Here is a 17,221-nt window from a genome sequence, read left to right as displayed (position 1 = left end):
GCACGCGGCGTGGGGAACGGCTTCGCCCACACGCTCCGCTCGGGTACTCCCAGACCAGGCGACCGCGCCGTTAGGCTGGGGACATGCGCACACCCATCGTCCCCTGGCTCGTCATCGCGGCCCTCAGCCTCGGAGCGGCCCCTCCGGAGATGGCCGGGTCGGAACCGCTCGTCGCGCGCATCCAACGCGCTTCCGAGTACGCCCGGTCCGGCAATGGCGCGGAAGCCCAGAAGGAACTCACGGTCGCGCTCAAGGAAGCGCCCCAAGACGCGAGCGCCCTCTTCGTCCAGACGTGCGTCTTCCTGGAGCAGGGCGCGTTGCCCAAGGCGGAGCAGACCCTGAAGCGGCTTCGCGCGGTCGCCGCGAAGGAGCCGGAGGTCGTCATCCTCTCGTCCCTGGTGGAGCAACGCACCCGTCAACCGAAGTTCGATTGGCGTGAGGCCTTCCTTCACGCGTGGGCCCAGGCAGAGCGCCCCCTCTTCGCGGAGAGCCGCTTCTTGCTGGAACCACCCACCTCATCCAGCGATGGCAAGCCTGAGTTCGACGCCGCCTGGGAACGCACCGAAGCAGCGGACGTCCGCCTCATCCTCGCGCTCTCGGGAAACATGCTCGGCAGCCCTGACCTGGAGTGGCTCGCCACGCACCTCGACAAGGTGAAGGACCCCGTCCTCCTGCGCGCCGCCTTCGAGCACTTCCTGACCGCGGCCCCCCAACATCCCGAGGCGCTCGCGAAGGCGCGCACCACGCTCAAGCCCCGCCTTCAACAACTCGCCGCAACATCGCCCCAGGAGATTCAACTCCGGTTGCTCGTGCTGCTGGGGGACACCGACCCGAAAGCGCCCTTCACTCCAGAAGAGCTCGCCGAGCTGGAGCGCATCGCCGACCTCCCTGACTACCGGACCGCCTCCACCCTCTCGATGTACACCGAGGCCATGCGGCTCCTGACGCTGGCGAAGGTCTCCCGCCCTCAAGCCAGTGCCTTCTCAGCCTTCGTGGGAGAGCTGGCGCTCACCGGTCCCTACCGCCTCACCCAGCGAGCACTCGTCTCGGACACGCTCACGGCCGGGGACCGTGAGCGACTGGGCCACGTGTTGTCCTCCATTGGCGAGCGCATCGTCGAAGAGACCACGCTCGTGGAGTATCTGGTAGGCCTGCGCATGGTGATTCAGGGCGTGGAGATGCTCAACGACCCGAAGCGACGGGAAGAAGTCGGCGCGGCACAGCGCCATGCCTTCAAGCTCGCACGCGTGACCCAGCCCCAGCGCATGGACCTGTGGCCCCTTCCCTCACTCCAGCGCGCGTGGACCATCGCGTCGGTGGAGAATGAACGGGAGCACCTGCGGGCCCTCCTCATGAAGTGAGCGCGGAGGGCCTTACGCCCCCGGCGCGGGAGCGGACTCCCCCACGGGAGCCGCCGCGGTCCTGTTCCAGACGATGCGGTACGTCGCCGCCGTGCCGTCGAAGGCGATGGGCTCCACCTCCACGTGCCCGGCGCCCGCGACGCGCAGCGACTCCGCCAGGAAGCCCGCGGAGAAGTACGGGTTGTCCGCCGCCACGTCTTTCATCCACAGCGTGGCGGCGCCCTCGCCGGACTCCTCCACTCGCACCTCGTTGAAGTTGTTGCCGGCCCTCACGTTGTAGGGCACCCGCTCCAGGGTCCTCATCGGCCCCAGGCGGGTGACGAGCGACAGGCTGGCCCGCCCCACCGGCGTCTGCCGGAAGCCCTGGAGATAGCGCGCACCCAACGCCAGCCAGGCCTCCTTCGCCGGCAGCGACGGGAAGATGTCCTGCACGGCCACCCGCAGGAAGCCTCGCCACTGCTCCAGCGAGTAGGCCGGCCGCAGCCGCTCCGACAAATCCAGGCCCACGCCCTTCAGGCGCTGGCGCCCCTCCCGCGTCAGATAGGGGCCCAGGGCCCTCACGAAGAGGGCTTCCACGGACTGCGCGAAGATGAGCTTCTCGGGCGACATGACGGATAAGTGGCAATGGCCCCCCGCAACGGCGAGCCATTCCGCATCTCAAACGTCAGCTGGTCATCATCACCGGGGCAGCCGCACCGTGAAGGTCGTCCCACCCGACGCACTGGACTCCACTGTCACCTCGCCACCATGGGCGAGCAGAATCTGCCGGGTGATGTAGAGCCCCAACCCCAGCCCCGAGGACGCCGCCGCCTCGTGCTGGACGGCTCGCGAGCCTCGACGCCATGCGGCGAAGATGTGTGGAAGCTCCTCCGAAGGAATCGGCGGTCCGCCATTGTGCACGCGCAGCACCACTTCCCGCGCACTCGCCTGGCCCCACATCCGCACGGGACTGTCCACGGGGCTGTACTTCAGCGCATTCGCCAGCAGGTTGCTGAACGCCTGCTCCAGCCGGTCCAAATCCCACGCGCCGCGCCCGTCCCCCACCACCTCCAACACCAGCATCCGCCCGGGGTGACTGGCGCGCATCTCCTCCAGTGTGCGACGCGCCACGTCGAAGACGTCGCAGTCCGAGGCCACCACCGGGACACCGCCCCCCAGGCGCGAGCGCGCGAAGTCCAGGAGCTGGCGAATCATCCGGTCCATGCGGTCCGCGCTGGTAAGGATGCGCTCGGTGAGCGAGGACTGGCGCTCGTCCAGGTTGCCCTTGCGCTTGAGCTGCTGCGCGGACATGGACAGCGCATTGAGGGGATTGCGCAGGTCATGCCCGAGCATCCCAATGAACTGCTCGCGGAACTCCTCTTCGCTGCGCTCCTCGGTGACGTCCCGCGACGTGGCCATCAACGCGGCCACCTGGCCGTCACCATCCAGCGTGGGTGACAGCGTGTAGTCGAAGTGACGGGGCCCCTGGTCCGTCGACAGCGTGATTGCGCCGCGCTGGACCTGTCCGGTGCTCAGCGCCACCTCCATCAACCGGATGAAGGGCGCGAGCGACGGGTCCTTCTCCTCCCGCGCGCTCAGCGATTCACCCGAGACGAGGACCTCGTGGCTGCCTCGCGCCGCATGCGCCGCCTGGTTGGCGAACAGCAGACGTCCCGACGCGTCGAACAGCGCGATGGGGTCCGCGGCGGAGGCCATGGCCATGTCCAGCAGTCGACGCTGGCGCTCCACTTCCCGCGACAGCGCGTGCACCTCGCGCTCGGCGCGGCGCAGGCGCAGCAGGGCGTGCACCTGGGCGACCAGCTCCTCGGGGTCCACCGGGGCCACCAGATAGCCGTCCGCGCCGTGCTCCAGGCCGTGCGCCCGGTCGCCCGGCCCCACCGCCTGTGCGGACAGGTGCAGGACGAGCATGCCCCGGGTGCGAGGGGCCTGCTTCAGGCGCCGGCAGACCTCCAGTCCGCTGATGTCCGGCAGTCGGACATCCAGGATGGCCAGGTCGGTGTGCTCATCCGCGAGGGCCAGGGCTTCGCTGCCCGAGCCCGCGTCCACCACCTGGAAGCCCGCGAGCCCCAGCACGCGGCTGGTGACGTAGCGACTGGCCTCATCATCATTGACGTTGAGGATGACCGGAGATGGAGGACTCATGACGTGCGGGGCAGAGGTACTCCTTCGTACCCGCCGGACTCCGGTCGCGCCACATCCATCGCCGCCCACGGGTGCTTCCTGACAGGCCGGGCGGACAGCCCATGGAATCCCCGTCCGTCGGGAAGACGCTCAGGACGCTAACGGGCCGGGTCGATTCGCGATAGGGAGGACATCATGCGTCCTCCCTGTCGCCCGCTGCCCGCGGATGGCCGCTTTCTTCAGGCCATCGCTCCCACGCCCCTTGTCCCCGTCCGACTGGACCCGGAGGGCCCCACCATCTGGTGCAAGCTGGAGTTTCTCAACCCCAGTGGCTCCACGAAGGACCGCATCGCGCGCTACATGTTGGAGAAGGCCTGGCGCCTGGGCGAGTTGCAGCCCGGCGGCGAGGTGGTGGAGGCGTCCAGCGGCTCGACGAGCATCGCGCTCGCGCTGGCGAGCGCGCAGATGGGCGTGCGCTTCACCGCGGTGATGCCCGAGGGTGTCACCGACGAGCGTGTGCTCACCATCCGCGCCTACGGCGGCGACGTGGTGCTGGTGCCGAGGGCGGAGGGCGTGCGTGGCGCCATCGCCAAGGCGGAGCAGATTGCCCGGGAGCGCAAGGCCTTCGCGCCCCGCCAGTTCGAGAACCCGGACAACGCCGAGGCACACCGCGTGTGGACGGGGCAGGAGATCCTCTCCCAGATTCCGGGCGGGCTGGTGCACGGCGTGGTGAGCGGCGTGGGCACCGGCGGCACGGTGGTGGGTCTGTACCAGGCGTTCGCGGAAGCGGGCTGTCCGGTGACGGCCTTCATCGCGCGTCCCATCGCGGGGCTGGGCTGCGACATCGAGTGTTGCAGCTTCAGTCCGCGCGTGCCCGGTGTCGTGGACGGCATGTCCAAGCTGTACCGCGACTCGGACATGCCGGGACGCGTGGAGCTGGACGTGTCGGACGAAGAGGCCATGTGCACCGCGCGCGCCCTCATCCGCCGGGGCTTCCCGGTGGGCCCGTCCTCCGGCCTCAACTATGTGGCGGCCGTGGAAGCCTCGCGGCGACTGGGTCCCGGCGCGCAGGTGGTGACGGTGTTCCCGGACCGGATGGAGCGCTACTTCTCCACCGAGCTGATTCAGCACCGGCCCGCGCCGCCGCGCGTCGTGGCCTGACGCACACTCACGCAAAGGGCCGGCGCGACAACACTCCGCCGGCCCTCACGGGCGAGCAGGCACGCCCTCTTCCGATGCCTGGTTCACGCTGAGCATGCATCCGCGTGCGCACCGTCCGGGGTCATGCTAGAAGCCGACTCGTGCTCACACGCATCTGGCTGTGCCTCAGCCTGTTGCTGTTCGCCCCGACGGAAGGTGGCCTGTGGAAGGTCATCGCCGACGTGACGGATACCGTGTGCGCGCAACGTTGCCCGGATGACGATGCGAGCGGTCAGTGCGCGCCGGACTGCGCGGACTGCACCTGCTGCGGCCATGTGCGCTCCATCGCCGCGCCCGTCTCCCCTCCCTCGTTGCTCCTGGAAGCACCTCGGCCGCGTCTCGTCCTTCAGGATGAGGATGCGCCCGCCTCCGCGGACCTGGACGACATCCTCCACGTCCCCAAAGCCCTCCTCGCCTGAGGCAGTGTCCGTCTCTTCGCGCGAGCGATTCCAGGTGAGGTGCGTCCACGGCGGTACCGGGGCACCTCGCGCCTGACGCTCGCTTCCCTTTCGCGAGGTCTTCTTCCGTGCTCAATCCTTCCGCGACGGCGGCCCTCGGGCTCGCCGCCGCCCTGGTCTGGCCCTGCGCCAGCACCGCTTCACCTTCCGAGTTGTCCTTCCAAGACGCGCTGGCCCTGGCCCGCCAGCGCGCTCCTTCCCTGTTGGATGCAGCGGGCCGCGTCGCCGAGGCCCAGGGGGCCGTCGCGGGCTCCGCACCCTGGCTGCGTGACAACCCGACCCTGAGCGCCGAGGTGGGCCCTCGCAGGCTCGACGATGGCACCCGGGGCCTCCAACTCTCACTCGGGCTGGCGCAGCCCTTCGAGCTGGGTGGCAAGCAGGGCGCGCGTCGGGAGTCCGCTCGCGCGGGGCTCGCCCGCGAGGGCGCCGAGCAGCAGGACGCCGAGCGACGCGTGCTCGGTGAAGTGGCCGCGTCGTTCCTGCGCGCCCTCTACGCCCGCGAGTTCTCGCGGCTGATGCACGAGACGGAGGAGGCCGCGCGAAACCTGGCCAGCTCCGCGAGCAAGCGCTTCGAGGCGGGTGACGTGCCCGTGGTGGACGTCAACGTGGCGCGCGTGGCGCAGGCCCGGGCCCATGCGGCCGTGGTCGTGGCCGAGGGCGAGGAGGATGCGCTCGTGAGCGAGCTGCGCGCGCAGCTCGGGTTGCCCCTCCAGGAGCCGCTCGCGGTGAGCGGCGCGCTCAAGGAACTCTCCTCGCTCCCGGTGGCGAAGCCCACGGGTTCCTCCGAGCGCGCGGACATCCGCGCCCTGGAGTCGGCGCTCGCCCAGGCAGAGGCGGAGCTGCGGCTGGGACGCAGCCAGGCGCTGCCGGACGTGAGCGTGGGCGTGCGCTACGAGAAGGAGGTGGACGAGTCCGCGTGGCTCGGCACCCTCAGCGTGCCGCTGCCCGTGTTCTCCCGAGGTCAGGAAGAGAAGGTGACGGGAGAGGCCCGCGTGCGACGGCTGCGCACCCTGCTGGAGGCCGCGCGCCGCACGCGCGATGTCCAGGTGGAAGCCGCCCGCATCCGCGACACCCGGCGCCAGCAAGCGCTGGAGGTGCTGACGCGCGATGCCCTGCCGCTGCTGGACGAGAACGAGTCGCTCGCCCGCAAGTCCTACGAAGCCGGGGAGATGGACCTCGCGGGGTTCCTCCTTGTCCGCCGTGAAACGCTCGAGACGCGCGTGGCGCTGCTCGACAGTCACCTCCAGGCCGCGCTCGCCCGCGTGCAGCTCGCCGTCGAGACAGGAGCCCTGCCATGAAGCCCTCCCATTTCCTCCTGTCCGCCCTCGTCGTGCTGTCCGCCTGCAAGTCCGACAAGCCCGAGCATGAAGACGACCACGCGCACGAAGAAGGCGCCGAACCCAAGGGACATGACGAGGGACACGATGAGTCCCACGTCCACATCGCGCCGGAGATGCTCCGCGACTTGCGCGTCACCACCGCGCCCGCGTCGGCGCGTCCCGGAGGAGAGAGCGTCACCGCGCTGGGCGAGCTGATGTTCAGCGAGGACGCCTACGCGGAGGTGGCTTCCCCCATCTCCGCCCGGGTGGGCACCGTCTTCGTCACCACGGGCCAGGAGGTGAAGGAAGGCGAGAAGCTGGCCGAGCTGCGCAGCCCCGAGCTGGGCAAGGCCCGCGCCGCCCTCCAGTCCGCGAAGGCCCGCGCCGCCTCCGCCAGACAGACCGCAGAGCGCAAGCGCGCGCTCGCCGCCGAGCGCATCGTCGCGCAGAAGGACGTGCAGGCCGCGGACGTGGACGCCGCGGGCGCCGATGCGGAGGTCGCCGCGGCCCTCGCGGAATTGGCGGCGCTGGGCGCGAGCGAAGGGGACCTTCGTCAGGGCGCGGGCACGCCGGGCTTCATCCTGCGCTCGCCCATCCAGGGCACCGTCATCGAGCGTGACGCGAGGATGGGACAGATGGCGGACGCCGAACATCCCCTCTTCCGCATCGGTGATTTGGGCTCGCTGTGGCTCATCGTCCACGCCTTCGAGCGCGACGCGGTGCGCATCCAGAAGGGCGCCGAGGCGCGCGTCACCTTCGCCGCCTTCCCAGGCAAGGAGCACACCGCGAAGGTGGGCCACGTGGGGCAGCGCGTGGACGCCTCCTCGCGCACCATCCCCGTGAGGCTGGTGCTGGAGAACCGCGAGGGCCTGCTCAAGCCGGGCATGTCCGCCACCGCGTCCATTCCGCTTGGCAGTCCGGATGGAACCATCACCACCGTGCCGGCCGCTTCGCTCCAGCGACTGGAGAATGGCTGGGTCGCCTTCCTGCCCACCGGAGAGCGCGGCTCCTTCGAGCGGCGCGAGGTGGGACGAGGCCGCACGCTGGGAGACCACGTGGAGGTGCTCTCCGGCCTGAAGGTCGGTGAGCAGGTGGTGGTGGACGGAGCCTTCCTCCTCAAGGCGGAAGTCGAGAAGTCCGCCGGCGGAGGTGCAGAACATGGCCACTGAGCCCTCGTCGTCCCTGGTGGGGCGCGTGCTGCGCACGTCCTTCGCGCGGCCCGGCCTCACCGTGGTGCTGGCCCTGGCGTTGTCCGCCTTCGGCGCGGTGGCGCTGCATGGGCTTCGCCGCGACGTCTTCCCGGACCTGTCGGCGCCCATCTTCAACGTCATCGTCCAGAACGCCGCCATGGGCGCGGAGGAGCTGGAGACGGCGGTGGCCATTCCCATGGAGGTCGCGCTCGCGGGCCTGCCCGACGTGCGCCGCATCCGCTCCACCTCGCAGCTGGGCGTCACCCAGGTCACGGTGGAGTTCGAGCCGGACGCGGACTACTTCCGCAGCCGACAGTACGTCGCCGAGCGCGTGGCCCAGGCCCAGGGAGAATTGCCCCCTGGCACGGACGCGCCCCTCGTCTCCAGCCTCACCGGCCGGCTCAATGAAGTCTTCGAGTTCACCCTCGAAGCGGAGCCCGGCGCGGCGGACCTCATGGCGCTGAGGGATTTGGCCGAGTTCGAGGTGAAGAACCGGCTGCTCGCCGTGCCCGGCGTCGCGGGCGTGGAGCGACTGGGTGGCTACCTGCGGCAGTTCCAGGTGCTGCTGGACCCCGACCAGATGGTGGCGCGCGGCATCAGCCTCAACGAGGTGGAGCACGCGCTGGAGGGCGCCAACCTCAACGCGTCCGGCGGCTTCGTGGTGCAGGGCCCCATGGAGTGGACGGTGCGAGCGATTGGACGCGCGCAGACGGTGGAGGACCTGAACAGCACGGTGGTGGCGCTGCGCGCGGGCACGCCCGTGTTGCTGGCGGACGTGGCCGACGTGCGCGAAGGCCCCGCGCTGCGCCGGGGAATCGCGCACCGCCTCAAGGGCGAGGTGGTGAGCTGCCGCGTCATCAAGCAGTTCGGCGCGGACACGCAGCGGGTGGCGGCGGGCGTCCGTGAGGCCATCAAGGAGCTGGAGCAGTCGATGCCCAAGGGCGTGCAGCTGCGCGTCGTCTATGACCAGTCGGTGCTGGTGGACGAGGCGCTGGGGGGTGTCAGCCGAGCCATCCTCCTGGGCGCGCTGCTGGTGGTGCTGGTGCTGTTCGCGCTGCTGGGGGACTGGCGCGCCGCGCTCATCGTCACCCTCACCCTGCCCCTGTCGCTGGCGCTGGCGGGAATCCTCCTGAAGCTCGCCGGCATCGGCATCAACACCATGACGCTGGGCGGCCTGGCCATCGCCGTGGGTCTGCTGGTGGACGCGGCCATCATCGTCACCGAGAACATCATCCATGACCTGCGCGAAGGCGCGGGGCGCAAGTCCGTGCGAGAGGAAGCGCTGTCCGCGTCGCTGGAGGTGGGGCGTCCCATCGCCTTCGCCACCCTCATCGTCGTGTCCGTCTTCATCCCGCTGTTCGCCATGACGGGCATCGAGGGGCGCATGTACCAACCCCTCGCCGCCGCCGTGGTGGCGTGCCTCGCCGCGTCGCTGGCGCTCGCGCTCACCCTGGTGCCGGTGGCCTCCTCGCTGCTGCTCAAGGCCCCGCGTCCGGGACAACCCGAGGACGTGTGGCTCATCCGCAAAATCAAGACGGTGTACGCGCCCATGCTGGACACGTGCATGCGCAGGGCGGGACTGGTGCGACTGGTGGCGCTCGCCATCACCGTGCCGGCGCTGGGGCTCGCCTTCGCGGTGGGCAGCGACTTCATGCCTCGACTGGATGAAGGCGCCTTCCTCCTCCAGACGGTGCTGCCGCCCGAGGCGTCACTGGAGGAGGTGGACCGGCTCAACCACCTGGTGGAGGACGTGCTGCTCGGCTTCCCGGAGGTGGAGGACGTCGTGCGGCGCACCGGCCGCGCCGAGCGCACCGAGGACCCGATGCCTCACACGGTGTCGGACGTGCTCGTCGTGCTCAAGAAGGACCGGGGAAGAAATCTGGAGAAGCTGGAGGCAGACCTGCGAGTCGCCGTGGCGCGGGTGCCCGGCGTCACCACGCTGTTCACCACGCCGCTGGGCATGCGCATCGACGAGGGCCTGGGCGGCAGCCCCGCGGACCTGTCCGTGCGCATCTTCGGGCCGGAGCTGGAGACACTCGCCACGTTGGGAGAGCGGGCCCGCGCCATCCTCGCGAAGGTGGACGGCGTGGAGGACCTGCGCGTCGAGAAGCTCAGCGGGCTGCCGCAGCTTCGCATCACCGTGAATCGCGCCGCGGTGGCGCGGGTGGGGCTGACGCCCGGCGACGTCATCCGCGCGGTGCGCGTGGGCCTGGTGGGCGAGGAGTCCTCCCAGGTGTGGAAGGGTCAGCGGCGGCACGACCTGGTGCTGCGGCTGGCGGACCACAAGCGGGGAGACCTCCAGGCGCTGCGCAACCTCCTGGTGGACGGACATGACGGCACTCGCATCCCCCTGAGTCAGCTCGCCACCATCGAGGAGACCTTCGGCGCGGGCAGCGTGCGGCGCGAGGCCGGCAGCCGTCGGCTCGCGGTGGAGGCCAGTGTGTCCGGCAGGGATTTGGGCAGCACCGCGGCCGAGGTGCGCGAGCGGCTGGCCGCGGAGCTGAAGCTCCCCACCGGGTACTTCCTCGACGTGGGAGGACGCGTGGAGAGTCAGCAGCGCGCCGCGCAGTCGCTGGCCATGGCCATCGCCGTCGCCATCCTCGCGGTGTTCATCCTGCTGTACCTCGCGCTGGACTCGGTGGCGGAGGCGCTCGTCATCCTCGCCACGCTCCCGGATGCCTTCGTCGGCGGCATCCTCGCGCTGCTCATCGCCGGCGAGACGTGGAACGTCTCCAGCCTCGTGGGCCTCATCGGCCTGTTCGGCATCGCGGTGCAGAACGGCCTCGTGCTGGTCTCACAGACCAAGGACCTGCTCTCGCGCGGCATGCCCTTCGACGAGGCCATCCGTCAGGCGAGCCTCGGTCGCGTCCGCCCCAAGCTGATGACCGCCGCCACCGCCATCCTCGGCCTGCTTCCCCTGCTCGTGCTGCCCCTGCACGGGACGGAAATCGAGCGGCCCCTGGCCGTCGTCATGGTGGGCGGACTGGTGACCTCGACCCTCTTCACCCTGCTGGTTCTTCCCACTTTCTACGCATTTGTTCATGGCGTGAGAGAGCGCATCAGCCGACGTGTGGCCGATCGCAGGTCAACTGTGTCCTGAGAGACAGGGAAGGTGTTCCGGGCCTTTGACCGGCAACTTTTGGCCCGGAACACCGACAATCCCGTGTTTTTCCCCTATTCCACACGTCGGGGTCTCTCATGAGCGTTCGCCTTCCTTCCGCCACCGCGACCCGTACCACCTCCACCAAGGCTACAGCGGCGGCGACGACCGTCACCGCGCCTCCGGCGGGACTTCGCAAGGGTGACTCAGGCCCGAAGGTGAAGCAGCTCCAGGACGCGCTGTTGAAGCTGGGCTACCTGACCAAGGCCCAGGTGAACACGGGCCCGGGGACCTTTGGCGCGCAGACCGAAGCGGCGGTGAAGAAGTTCCAGGGCGACAAGAAGTTGCCCACCACCGGCTACTACGGCGAGCAGACGCAGGCGGCGCTGAAGAAGGCGCTGGCGGGCACGCCCACGACTCCGACGACGCCCACGACGCCGGGCACCAAGCCGGCGGTCATCAGCGCGCCCTCGCCCAACTCCGACAGCCGCAACGGCGCGGACATCGACACCATCGTCATGCACCACACCGCGTCCAACGACGGCAAGGCGGACCTGTCGTGGATGCGCAACCCGAAGAGCGGCGTGTCCGCGCACTACATGGTGGACCGCGACGGGAAGATTTATCAGCTCGTGGGTGACGACAAGCGCGCGTGGCACGCGGGCAAGAGCGAGCTGCATGGCGTTCCCACGGACGTCAACGCGCGCTCCATCGGCATCGAAATCGTCAACGACGGCAGCGGCAAGACGCCCTTCACGGAGGCGCAGTACAAGGCGCTCACCCAGCTGACCAGCCACCTGAAGGAGAAGTACGACGTGCCGATGAAGAACATCGTCGGCCACGCGGACGTGGCGGTGCCCAAGGGCCGCAAGAACGACCCGGCCCCCAACTTCGACTGGTCGCGGCTGCGCAAGGGCATCTCCTGAGCTGACGCGGTGAAGCAGGTGTGGTGAAGCGCGGGTCGAGGGTCCTTTCGGGACGCTCCCCGCGCTTCGTGTTTGAAACGGGCAGGTGTCCCGCCTGTTCCCCGGAAGCGCGCGCCGCATGAAGTGCGCCGGTGAACAACCAGGCACGGTTGCAGCCATCACAGTGTGATGACCCCGGTTACACCGGGACCGCGCGGACCTGCGTTCCCTGGCCTCTCGTGCGTCGTCAGTCCGCGGAGTTGTGTCTCCGGTCCTCGTGGCCTGGAGCTTGCTCAACACCGCAGCGATTCCTGGCGCCGCCGCGTCGCGCCACTTCGAGGTCTTCCATGCGTTCCTTCCTCTGTGTCCTCGCGAGCCTCATCACGCTCGCCGCCTGTGCTTCCGAGCCCAAGAGGCTCGCTCCCGCCGTGGACCCGTCGAGCCCCGATGCGCCCGAGTCCCCGCTCGCCTCGCTGCCCACCGCGCTCGCCGCGACGCCACCTTCCCGACCGCAGCACTCCGACGCGTCCAAGCCCTCCAAGGAGGACGCGGGCACCACCGTCTATGCGTGCCCGATGCACCCCGAGGTCCAGTCCGACAAGCCGGGCGGCACCTGCCCCAAGTGCGGCATGAAGCTGACGCCCGTGAAGCCCGACGACACCGCGCCGGCCAAGAAGCCCGCGCCCGGTCATGAAGGACACGGAGCCCATCCGTGAGACTGCTCACCCTCGCCTGCGCGCTGCTGTTCGCGGGCGGCTGCGCTTCCATCCAGAAGGAGAAAGGCCACGCGGAGGTCGCCACGCTCGTCGAGGAGCGCATCGGCCGCAAGACGCGGTGGAACCAGGGCACGCCCGAGGACGCGGAGGTGTCGCGGCACCTCGACGGACTGTTGAAGGGCGACCTCACCTCCGACCACGCGGTGGAGGTGGCCCTCCTCAACAATCCCGCCCTGCAATCCACCTATGAAGACCTGGGCATCTCCCAGGCCGACATGGTGCAGGCGGGCCTGCTCAGCAACCCGACGTTCGATGCGAGCATCGGCTTCCCGCTCTCCAACGACGGTGTCAGCGAGACGGAGTTCTCGCTGGTGCAGGGCTTCGTGGAGCTGTTCACCCTGCCGCTGCGCAAGCGCGTGGCCCAGGAGCAGTTCATGGCGGACACGCTGCGCGTCGCGCACGAAGCGCTCTCCACCGCCGCGGAGGTGCGCAAGCTGTTCAGCGAGGTCCAGGCGCGGCAGCAACTCGTGGAGCTGCGCCGCATGGTCCTCCAGGCCACCGAGGCCGCCGCCGAGCTGGCCACGCTCCAACACGGCGCGGGCAACATCACCGACCTGGAGCTGGTCACCGAGCAGGCCGCCTCCGAGGAGGCCCGCCTGGAGCTGGCGCGCGAGGAGCTGACCCTGGTGGAAGACCGGGAGCGGCTCAACCGCCTCTTGGGCCTGTGGGGGCCGCGCACCCAGTGGGCCATCTCCGAGAAGCTCCCGGCACCGCCCCCGGAGGAGGCGTCGTTGGAGCGGTTGGAGTCGCTCGCCATCCGGCAGCGGCTCGACATCGACGCCGCGCGCAAGCAGTCCGAGCTCCTGTGGAACGCGCTGGAGCTGGCGCGCAGCACGCGCTTCTTCGGCCGCGTCGACGTGGGTCTCCACACGCACCGGGACGCGAACGGTCCGCGACTCTTCGGGCCCACGCTCACACTGGAGCTGCCCATCTTCGACCAGCGACAGGCGCTCATCGCCCGGCTGGAGGCACAGCATCGCCAGGGCGAGCGTCGTCTCGCGGAGCTGTCCATCAACGCGCGCTCGGAAGTTCGCGCCGCGAGGGCCCGCCTGCTCACGCTCCGAGGCGTCACCGAGCGCTACCAGCGCGTCGTCCTGCCCCTGCGCGAGAAGGTCGTCGAGCAGTCCCAGCTCCAATACAACGCGATGCAGATTGGCCTGTATGCATTGCTCGACGCGAAGCAGTCCCAGGTCGAGGCGTACCGCACCTTCATCGAGACCGTCCGCGACTACTGGATGGCCCGAGCGGAGCTGGAGCAACTCGTCGGCGGCAGTCTGCCCGGCACGGCCTCGCACCAGGACGCACCGAGCGACGCCACGCCCCCGGCATCCGAGCGTCCACCGGAGGCGACCCCTCCTGAATCCTCGCCTCCCACTGAACCCCCTTCTGGAAACGGCCATCCCCCCGCACACGGCCACGGAGCGACTCCATGAACCCCCTCTCCCCTGATTCCTCTCTCCGCGCGCAGGATGCGGAGGACACGACGGAGACGACGACCGCTCCGGGCGCGATGACCCGACGAGGCATGCTGGCGACAGCCGGCGCCACGCTCGCGGGTGGTGCGTTGCTGCTCCGAGGTGGTGTCGCGCAGGCGCAAGTCGCGCCACGTCCTCCCGCTCCGCGCGCGGGCCGGCGGGACTGGCTGGCTCCGGGAATGCCGAACCGGGACTATCGCCCCGTCATCGTGCCGAACGGCTCGAAGCTGCCGTGGAAGGTCGTGGACGGCGTGAAGGTCTTCCACATGGTGGCCGAGGAGGTCGAACACGAGCTGGCTCCCGGGCTGAAGGTCCACTGCTGGGGCTACAACGGCCAGGTGCACGGGCCCACCATCGAAGTCGTGGAAGGCGACCGCGTCCGCTTCTACGTCACCAACCGACTGCCCGCGCCCACCACCGTGCACTGGCATGGCCTGCTGTTGCCCAACGGCATGGACGGCGTGGGTGGGCTCAACCAGAAGTCCATCGCCCCGGGCGAGACGTTCCGCTACGAGTTCACCATCCGCCAGTCCGGCACGGGCATGTATCACTCGCACCATGACGAGATGACGCAGATGGCGCTCGGCATGGTGGGGTTGTTCATCATGCACCCGCGTCGGCCCGTGGGCCCGCGCGTGGACCGCGACTTCGCGCTCATGCTGCACGAGTGGCGCGTGGACCCGGGTGCGAGCCGGCCGGACCCGAACGAGATGACGGACTTCAACCTGCTCACGTTCAACGCGAAGGCGTTCCCCGGCACGGAGCCGCTGGTGGTGCGACAGGGTGAGCGGGTGCGCATCCGCCTGGGCAACCTGAGCGCGATGGACCATCACCCCATCCACCTGCACGGCTACCACTTCCGAATCACGGAGACGGACGCGGGACGCATCCCCGAGTCCGCGCAGTGGCCGGAGACCACGGTGCTCGTCCCGGTGGGCAGCACGCGCACCGTCGAGTTCGTGGCCGATGCGCCCGGCGACTGGGCCATGCATTGCCACATGACACACCACCTGATGAACCAGATGGGCCATGACCTGCCCAACCTCATCGGCGTGAAACCGGGTGGGCTCGACGCGAAGGTGCGCACGTTGCTGCCGGGCTACATGACCATGGGGCAGACGGGCATGGGCGACATGGCGGAGATGGGCATGCCGGTGCCCACCAACTCCATCCCCATGAGCGGAGCGCGGGGCAAGCACGACGTCATCACCATGGGAGGCATGTTCACCGTGCTCAAGGTGCGCGAGCGGCTGGCCGGCGATGGAGACCCGGGTTGGTACGACAACCCGCCCGGTACGCTGGCGGTGGCGGCGAACACGGAGGAACTGCGCCAGGACGGCATCGACGTGAATGCGCCACCCAAGGCGCTGCCCGCGTCACCGGCGGGACTCGGGCAGGGCTGAGCAACGACAGTGGTTCGCCCAGTTCGAGGCTCGTACTGGCTGGGCGAACCCTCGCACCAAAGCGCCTATCAGACTGACGACACACTTGAGCCTGGCCGCGAGTTCGGGCCTGGCCCGCATGAAGCCACGCACTTCCGCAGCTTCAGTCGCGTCCCATGCACGGCGTCGCGGATCGTACCGGGCTTCTCACGGTTGGCGACAGGCAGTCGCACAGGTCCGCATCCTCAGCCGAGGCTCGTGCACCGCGCCAAGCCTCCCGCTGACGCCCAGCCTCAAGTCCGCATCTTCAGTCGGGTCTCATGCACGGCATCACCGACCGCGCCGGGCTTCTCGCGCTCCGCGGCGCGCAGCAATCGGAGGATGCCGGGCCCGAGCACGTCAATCTCGGTGGACGCATACGTCTCCGTGCCGAAGCGGCGGATGCTCTCCGTCTGCGTCCGGAGGATGCGCGCGTCCTGGCTGAAGATGTGGAGCGCCACGGGCATGGCCACCGGCAGCACCGCGCGCAGCAGCCAGCGCGGCAGCGGCAGTCGGAACGTCACCACCGCGTAGACCAGCGTGTCCCAGTCCGCCACGGGCGTCATCGCCGAGGTCACGATGATGTGGCTGCCCTCGCCGATGCGGTACTCCACCTGCGCGATGGACGGCATCAGGAAGCGGTCGAAGTGCTGCACCACGCCGCCACCCGGAGCCAACAGCCGACCCACGACTCCACTGGGACGAGGCTCACCGATGTACTCGGCCTCCACCCGGTCCGCGCTCCGGCGCACCACCACGTCAATCTCGTTGCGCTTCTCCTCCGTGCGGAACAGGCCCCCGTGCAGGTAGGCCGTGTGCGGCACGTCGAGCGTGTTCTCCAGCGTCGCATGCAGCGAGCCCGGCGCACGCAGCACGCGCCTCACCGTGGTGTAGTCGCGCGCGTCCAGCAGTGGGAAACGGAACGGCTCCGTCGTCGGCTCCACGCCCGGCGTGGAGTACACCCAGACGAAGCCATCCTGCTCACGCGTCGCATAGGACGTCGCGCAGCGGGTACGGGCCTCGGGCTCGCCGAGGAAGCCCGGAATGGCGCGGCACTGCCCTCCCGTGTCGAAGCGCCAGCCGTGATAGCCGCACTGGAGCTGCCCCTCCTTCACCCGCCCCAGCGACAGGGGCACATTGCGGTGAGGGCAGCGGTCCATCAACGCGCCAGGCTTGCCGCCCTCGCCCCGGAAGAGGACGAGCGGCGTGCCCTGAAGCGTGCGCGCCAGCGGCTTGTCGCCCAGCTCTCGCGACGCACAGAGGATGAACCAGGCATTCGGCAGGTGAACGACGGAGACGTGACCGGCGGCCGCACCTGGGGTGCGCGCCTCCTCGCGGGAGCTCATGAGACGCAGTCTAATGGCGCGCACGGCCAGTGCACGCCTTCCCGTGAGCGCCCGGGCCTCCCGCCGGGGGCCGAGCAGTCGGCACCCACACGGAAGGCCCCCTTCCGCCTACAGCTTCAGCCGCCGCAGCCGGAGGGCGTTGACGATGACGGACACCGAGGACAGGCTCATCGCCGCGCTGGCGAAGATGGGGCTCAGGAGCAGGCCGAAGAAGGGGTACAGCACCCCCGCCGCCAGGGGCACCCCCAGCAGGTTGTAGATGAAGGCGAAGAAGAGGTTCTGCCGGATGTTGCGCAGTGAGCCCTGGCTCAGCCGCCGCGCCCGGACGATGCCCCTCAAGTCACCCTTCACCAGCGTGACACCCGCGCTCTCCATCGCGATGTCCGTGCCCGTCCCCATGGCGATGCCCACATCCGCCTGGGCCAACGCCGGCGCATCGTTGACCCCGTCCCCCGCCATGCCCACCACGCGGCCCTCCTTCTGAAGCCGCTTCACCACGTCCCCCTTCCCCTCCGGCAACACCCCCGCGATGACCTCGGAGATTCCCAG

The 17,221-nt window shown here is 69.7% G+C and carries 14 protein-coding genes; 10 read left to right on the top strand and 4 right to left on the bottom strand.

Annotated elements, in window-relative coordinates:
* Positions 1 to 83 precede the first annotated feature (83 nt).
* Positions 84 to 1,361: a tetratricopeptide repeat protein gene (locus FJV41_RS07580; RefSeq protein WP_141641744.1), complete on the top strand. Its 1,278-nt coding sequence runs from the start codon at positions 84 to 86 to the stop codon at positions 1,359 to 1,361.
* Between the two features lie 12 nt (positions 1,362 to 1,373).
* Here FJV41_RS07580 and FJV41_RS07575 read toward each other — a convergent pair whose 3' ends face one another.
* The gene (locus tag FJV41_RS07575; RefSeq protein WP_141641743.1) at positions 1,374 to 1,970 is read right to left on the bottom strand and encodes a DUF2378 family protein; all 597 of its coding nucleotides are present in this window, start codon (positions 1,968 to 1,970) and stop codon (positions 1,374 to 1,376) included.
* 69 nt (positions 1,971 to 2,039) lie between these two features.
* Positions 2,040 to 3,503: a sensor histidine kinase gene (locus tag FJV41_RS07570; protein WP_141641742.1), complete on the bottom strand. Its 1,464-nt coding sequence runs from the start codon at positions 3,501 to 3,503 to the stop codon at positions 2,040 to 2,042.
* 174 nt (positions 3,504 to 3,677) lie between these two features.
* Here FJV41_RS07570 and FJV41_RS07565 point away from each other — a divergent pair, with 174 nt between their 5' ends.
* The 9 genes from FJV41_RS07565 to FJV41_RS07525 all read left to right on the top strand — a co-directional run bounded on the left by FJV41_RS07565 (position 3,678) and on the right by FJV41_RS07525 (position 15,308).
* The gene (locus FJV41_RS07565; RefSeq protein ID WP_141641741.1) at positions 3,678 to 4,643 is read left to right on the top strand and encodes a PLP-dependent cysteine synthase family protein; all 966 of its coding nucleotides are present in this window, start codon (positions 3,678 to 3,680) and stop codon (positions 4,641 to 4,643) included.
* A 140-nt stretch (positions 4,644 to 4,783) separates the two neighbouring features.
* Positions 4,784 to 5,101 carry a hypothetical protein gene (locus FJV41_RS07560; protein ID WP_141641740.1) on the top strand — a complete coding sequence of 106 codons (318 nt, stop codon included), beginning with the start codon at positions 4,784 to 4,786 and terminating at the stop codon, positions 5,099 to 5,101.
* A 107-nt stretch (positions 5,102 to 5,208) separates the two neighbouring features.
* Complete coding sequence (locus FJV41_RS07555) at positions 5,209 to 6,438, top strand: TolC family protein (protein WP_141641739.1); 1,230 nt, start codon at positions 5,209 to 5,211, stop codon at positions 6,436 to 6,438.
* Positions 6,435 to 7,628, top strand: a complete 1,194-nt coding sequence (locus FJV41_RS07550; protein WP_141641738.1) for an efflux RND transporter periplasmic adaptor subunit — start codon at positions 6,435 to 6,437, stop codon at positions 7,626 to 7,628. Before FJV41_RS07555 ends, FJV41_RS07550 begins: the two co-directional genes overlap by 4 nt.
* On the top strand, positions 7,618 to 10,749 hold the full coding sequence (locus FJV41_RS07545) for an efflux RND transporter permease subunit (protein ID WP_141641737.1): 3,132 nt from the start codon (positions 7,618 to 7,620) through the stop codon (positions 10,747 to 10,749). The genes FJV41_RS07550 and FJV41_RS07545 overlap by 11 nt, the downstream gene beginning before the upstream one ends.
* A gap of 98 nt (positions 10,750 to 10,847) precedes the next feature.
* Complete coding sequence (locus FJV41_RS07540; RefSeq protein WP_141641736.1) at positions 10,848 to 11,675, top strand: peptidoglycan recognition protein family protein; 828 nt, start codon at positions 10,848 to 10,850, stop codon at positions 11,673 to 11,675.
* A gap of 326 nt (positions 11,676 to 12,001) precedes the next feature.
* Positions 12,002 to 12,370: a heavy metal-binding domain-containing protein gene (locus FJV41_RS07535; protein WP_141641735.1), complete on the top strand. Its 369-nt coding sequence runs from the start codon at positions 12,002 to 12,004 to the stop codon at positions 12,368 to 12,370.
* Positions 12,367 to 13,863 carry a TolC family protein gene (locus FJV41_RS07530; RefSeq protein WP_141641734.1) on the top strand — a complete coding sequence of 499 codons (1,497 nt, stop codon included), beginning with the start codon at positions 12,367 to 12,369 and terminating at the stop codon, positions 13,861 to 13,863. The genes FJV41_RS07535 and FJV41_RS07530 overlap by 4 nt, the downstream gene beginning before the upstream one ends.
* Positions 13,860 to 15,308 carry a multicopper oxidase family protein gene (locus FJV41_RS07525; RefSeq protein ID WP_246137067.1) on the top strand — a complete coding sequence of 483 codons (1,449 nt, stop codon included), beginning with the start codon at positions 13,860 to 13,862 and terminating at the stop codon, positions 15,306 to 15,308. Before FJV41_RS07530 ends, FJV41_RS07525 begins: the two co-directional genes overlap by 4 nt.
* Positions 15,309 to 15,580: 272 nt before the next feature.
* Here FJV41_RS07525 and FJV41_RS07520 read toward each other — a convergent pair whose 3' ends face one another.
* Together FJV41_RS07520 and FJV41_RS07515 are read right to left on the bottom strand one after the other, a co-directional pair.
* Positions 15,581 to 16,672 carry a Rieske 2Fe-2S domain-containing protein gene (locus tag FJV41_RS07520; RefSeq protein WP_141641733.1) on the bottom strand — a complete coding sequence of 364 codons (1,092 nt, stop codon included), beginning with the start codon at positions 16,670 to 16,672 and terminating at the stop codon, positions 15,581 to 15,583.
* A gap of 108 nt (positions 16,673 to 16,780) precedes the next feature.
* Positions 16,781 to 17,221, bottom strand: a 441-nt coding sequence (locus FJV41_RS07515) for an HAD-IC family P-type ATPase (RefSeq protein ID WP_141641732.1), incomplete at its 5' end; no start/stop codon positions are given.

The organism is Myxococcus llanfairpwllgwyngyllgogerychwyrndrobwllllantysiliogogogochensis, from assembly GCF_006636215.1.
In the GTDB taxonomy this organism is placed as follows: domain Bacteria; phylum Myxococcota; class Myxococcia; order Myxococcales; family Myxococcaceae; genus Myxococcus; species Myxococcus llanfairpwllgwyngyllgogerychwyrndrobwllllantysiliogogogochensis.
The sequence above is the reverse complement of the archived record's forward strand: the minus strand, read 5'-3'. Positions and strand labels throughout refer to the sequence as shown.

What these genes read in the sequence shown, in the direction of transcription:
- FJV41_RS07580 (WP_141641744.1), top strand. Translation starts at nt 84, where the DNA reads ATGCGCACACCCATCGTCCCCTGGCTCGTCATCGCGGCCCTCAGCCTC.
- FJV41_RS07575 (WP_141641743.1), bottom strand. Translation starts at nt 1,970, where the DNA reads ATGTCGCCCGAGAAGCTCATCTTCGCGCAGTCCGTGGAAGCCCTCTTC.
- FJV41_RS07570 (WP_141641742.1), bottom strand. Translation starts at nt 3,503, where the DNA reads ATGAGTCCTCCATCTCCGGTCATCCTCAACGTCAATGATGATGAGGCC.
- FJV41_RS07565 (WP_141641741.1), top strand. Translation starts at nt 3,678, where the DNA reads ATGCGTCCTCCCTGTCGCCCGCTGCCCGCGGATGGCCGCTTTCTTCAG.
- FJV41_RS07550 (WP_141641738.1), top strand. Translation starts at nt 6,435, where the DNA reads ATGAAGCCCTCCCATTTCCTCCTGTCCGCCCTCGTCGTGCTGTCCGCC.
- FJV41_RS07545 (WP_141641737.1), top strand. Translation starts at nt 7,618, where the DNA reads ATGGCCACTGAGCCCTCGTCGTCCCTGGTGGGGCGCGTGCTGCGCACG.
- FJV41_RS07540 (WP_141641736.1), top strand. Translation starts at nt 10,848, where the DNA reads ATGAGCGTTCGCCTTCCTTCCGCCACCGCGACCCGTACCACCTCCACC.
- FJV41_RS07535 (WP_141641735.1), top strand. Translation starts at nt 12,002, where the DNA reads ATGCGTTCCTTCCTCTGTGTCCTCGCGAGCCTCATCACGCTCGCCGCC.
- FJV41_RS07525 (WP_246137067.1), top strand. Translation starts at nt 13,860, where the DNA reads ATGAACCCCCTCTCCCCTGATTCCTCTCTCCGCGCGCAGGATGCGGAG.
- FJV41_RS07520 (WP_141641733.1), bottom strand. Translation starts at nt 16,672, where the DNA reads ATGAGCTCCCGCGAGGAGGCGCGCACCCCAGGTGCGGCCGCCGGTCAC.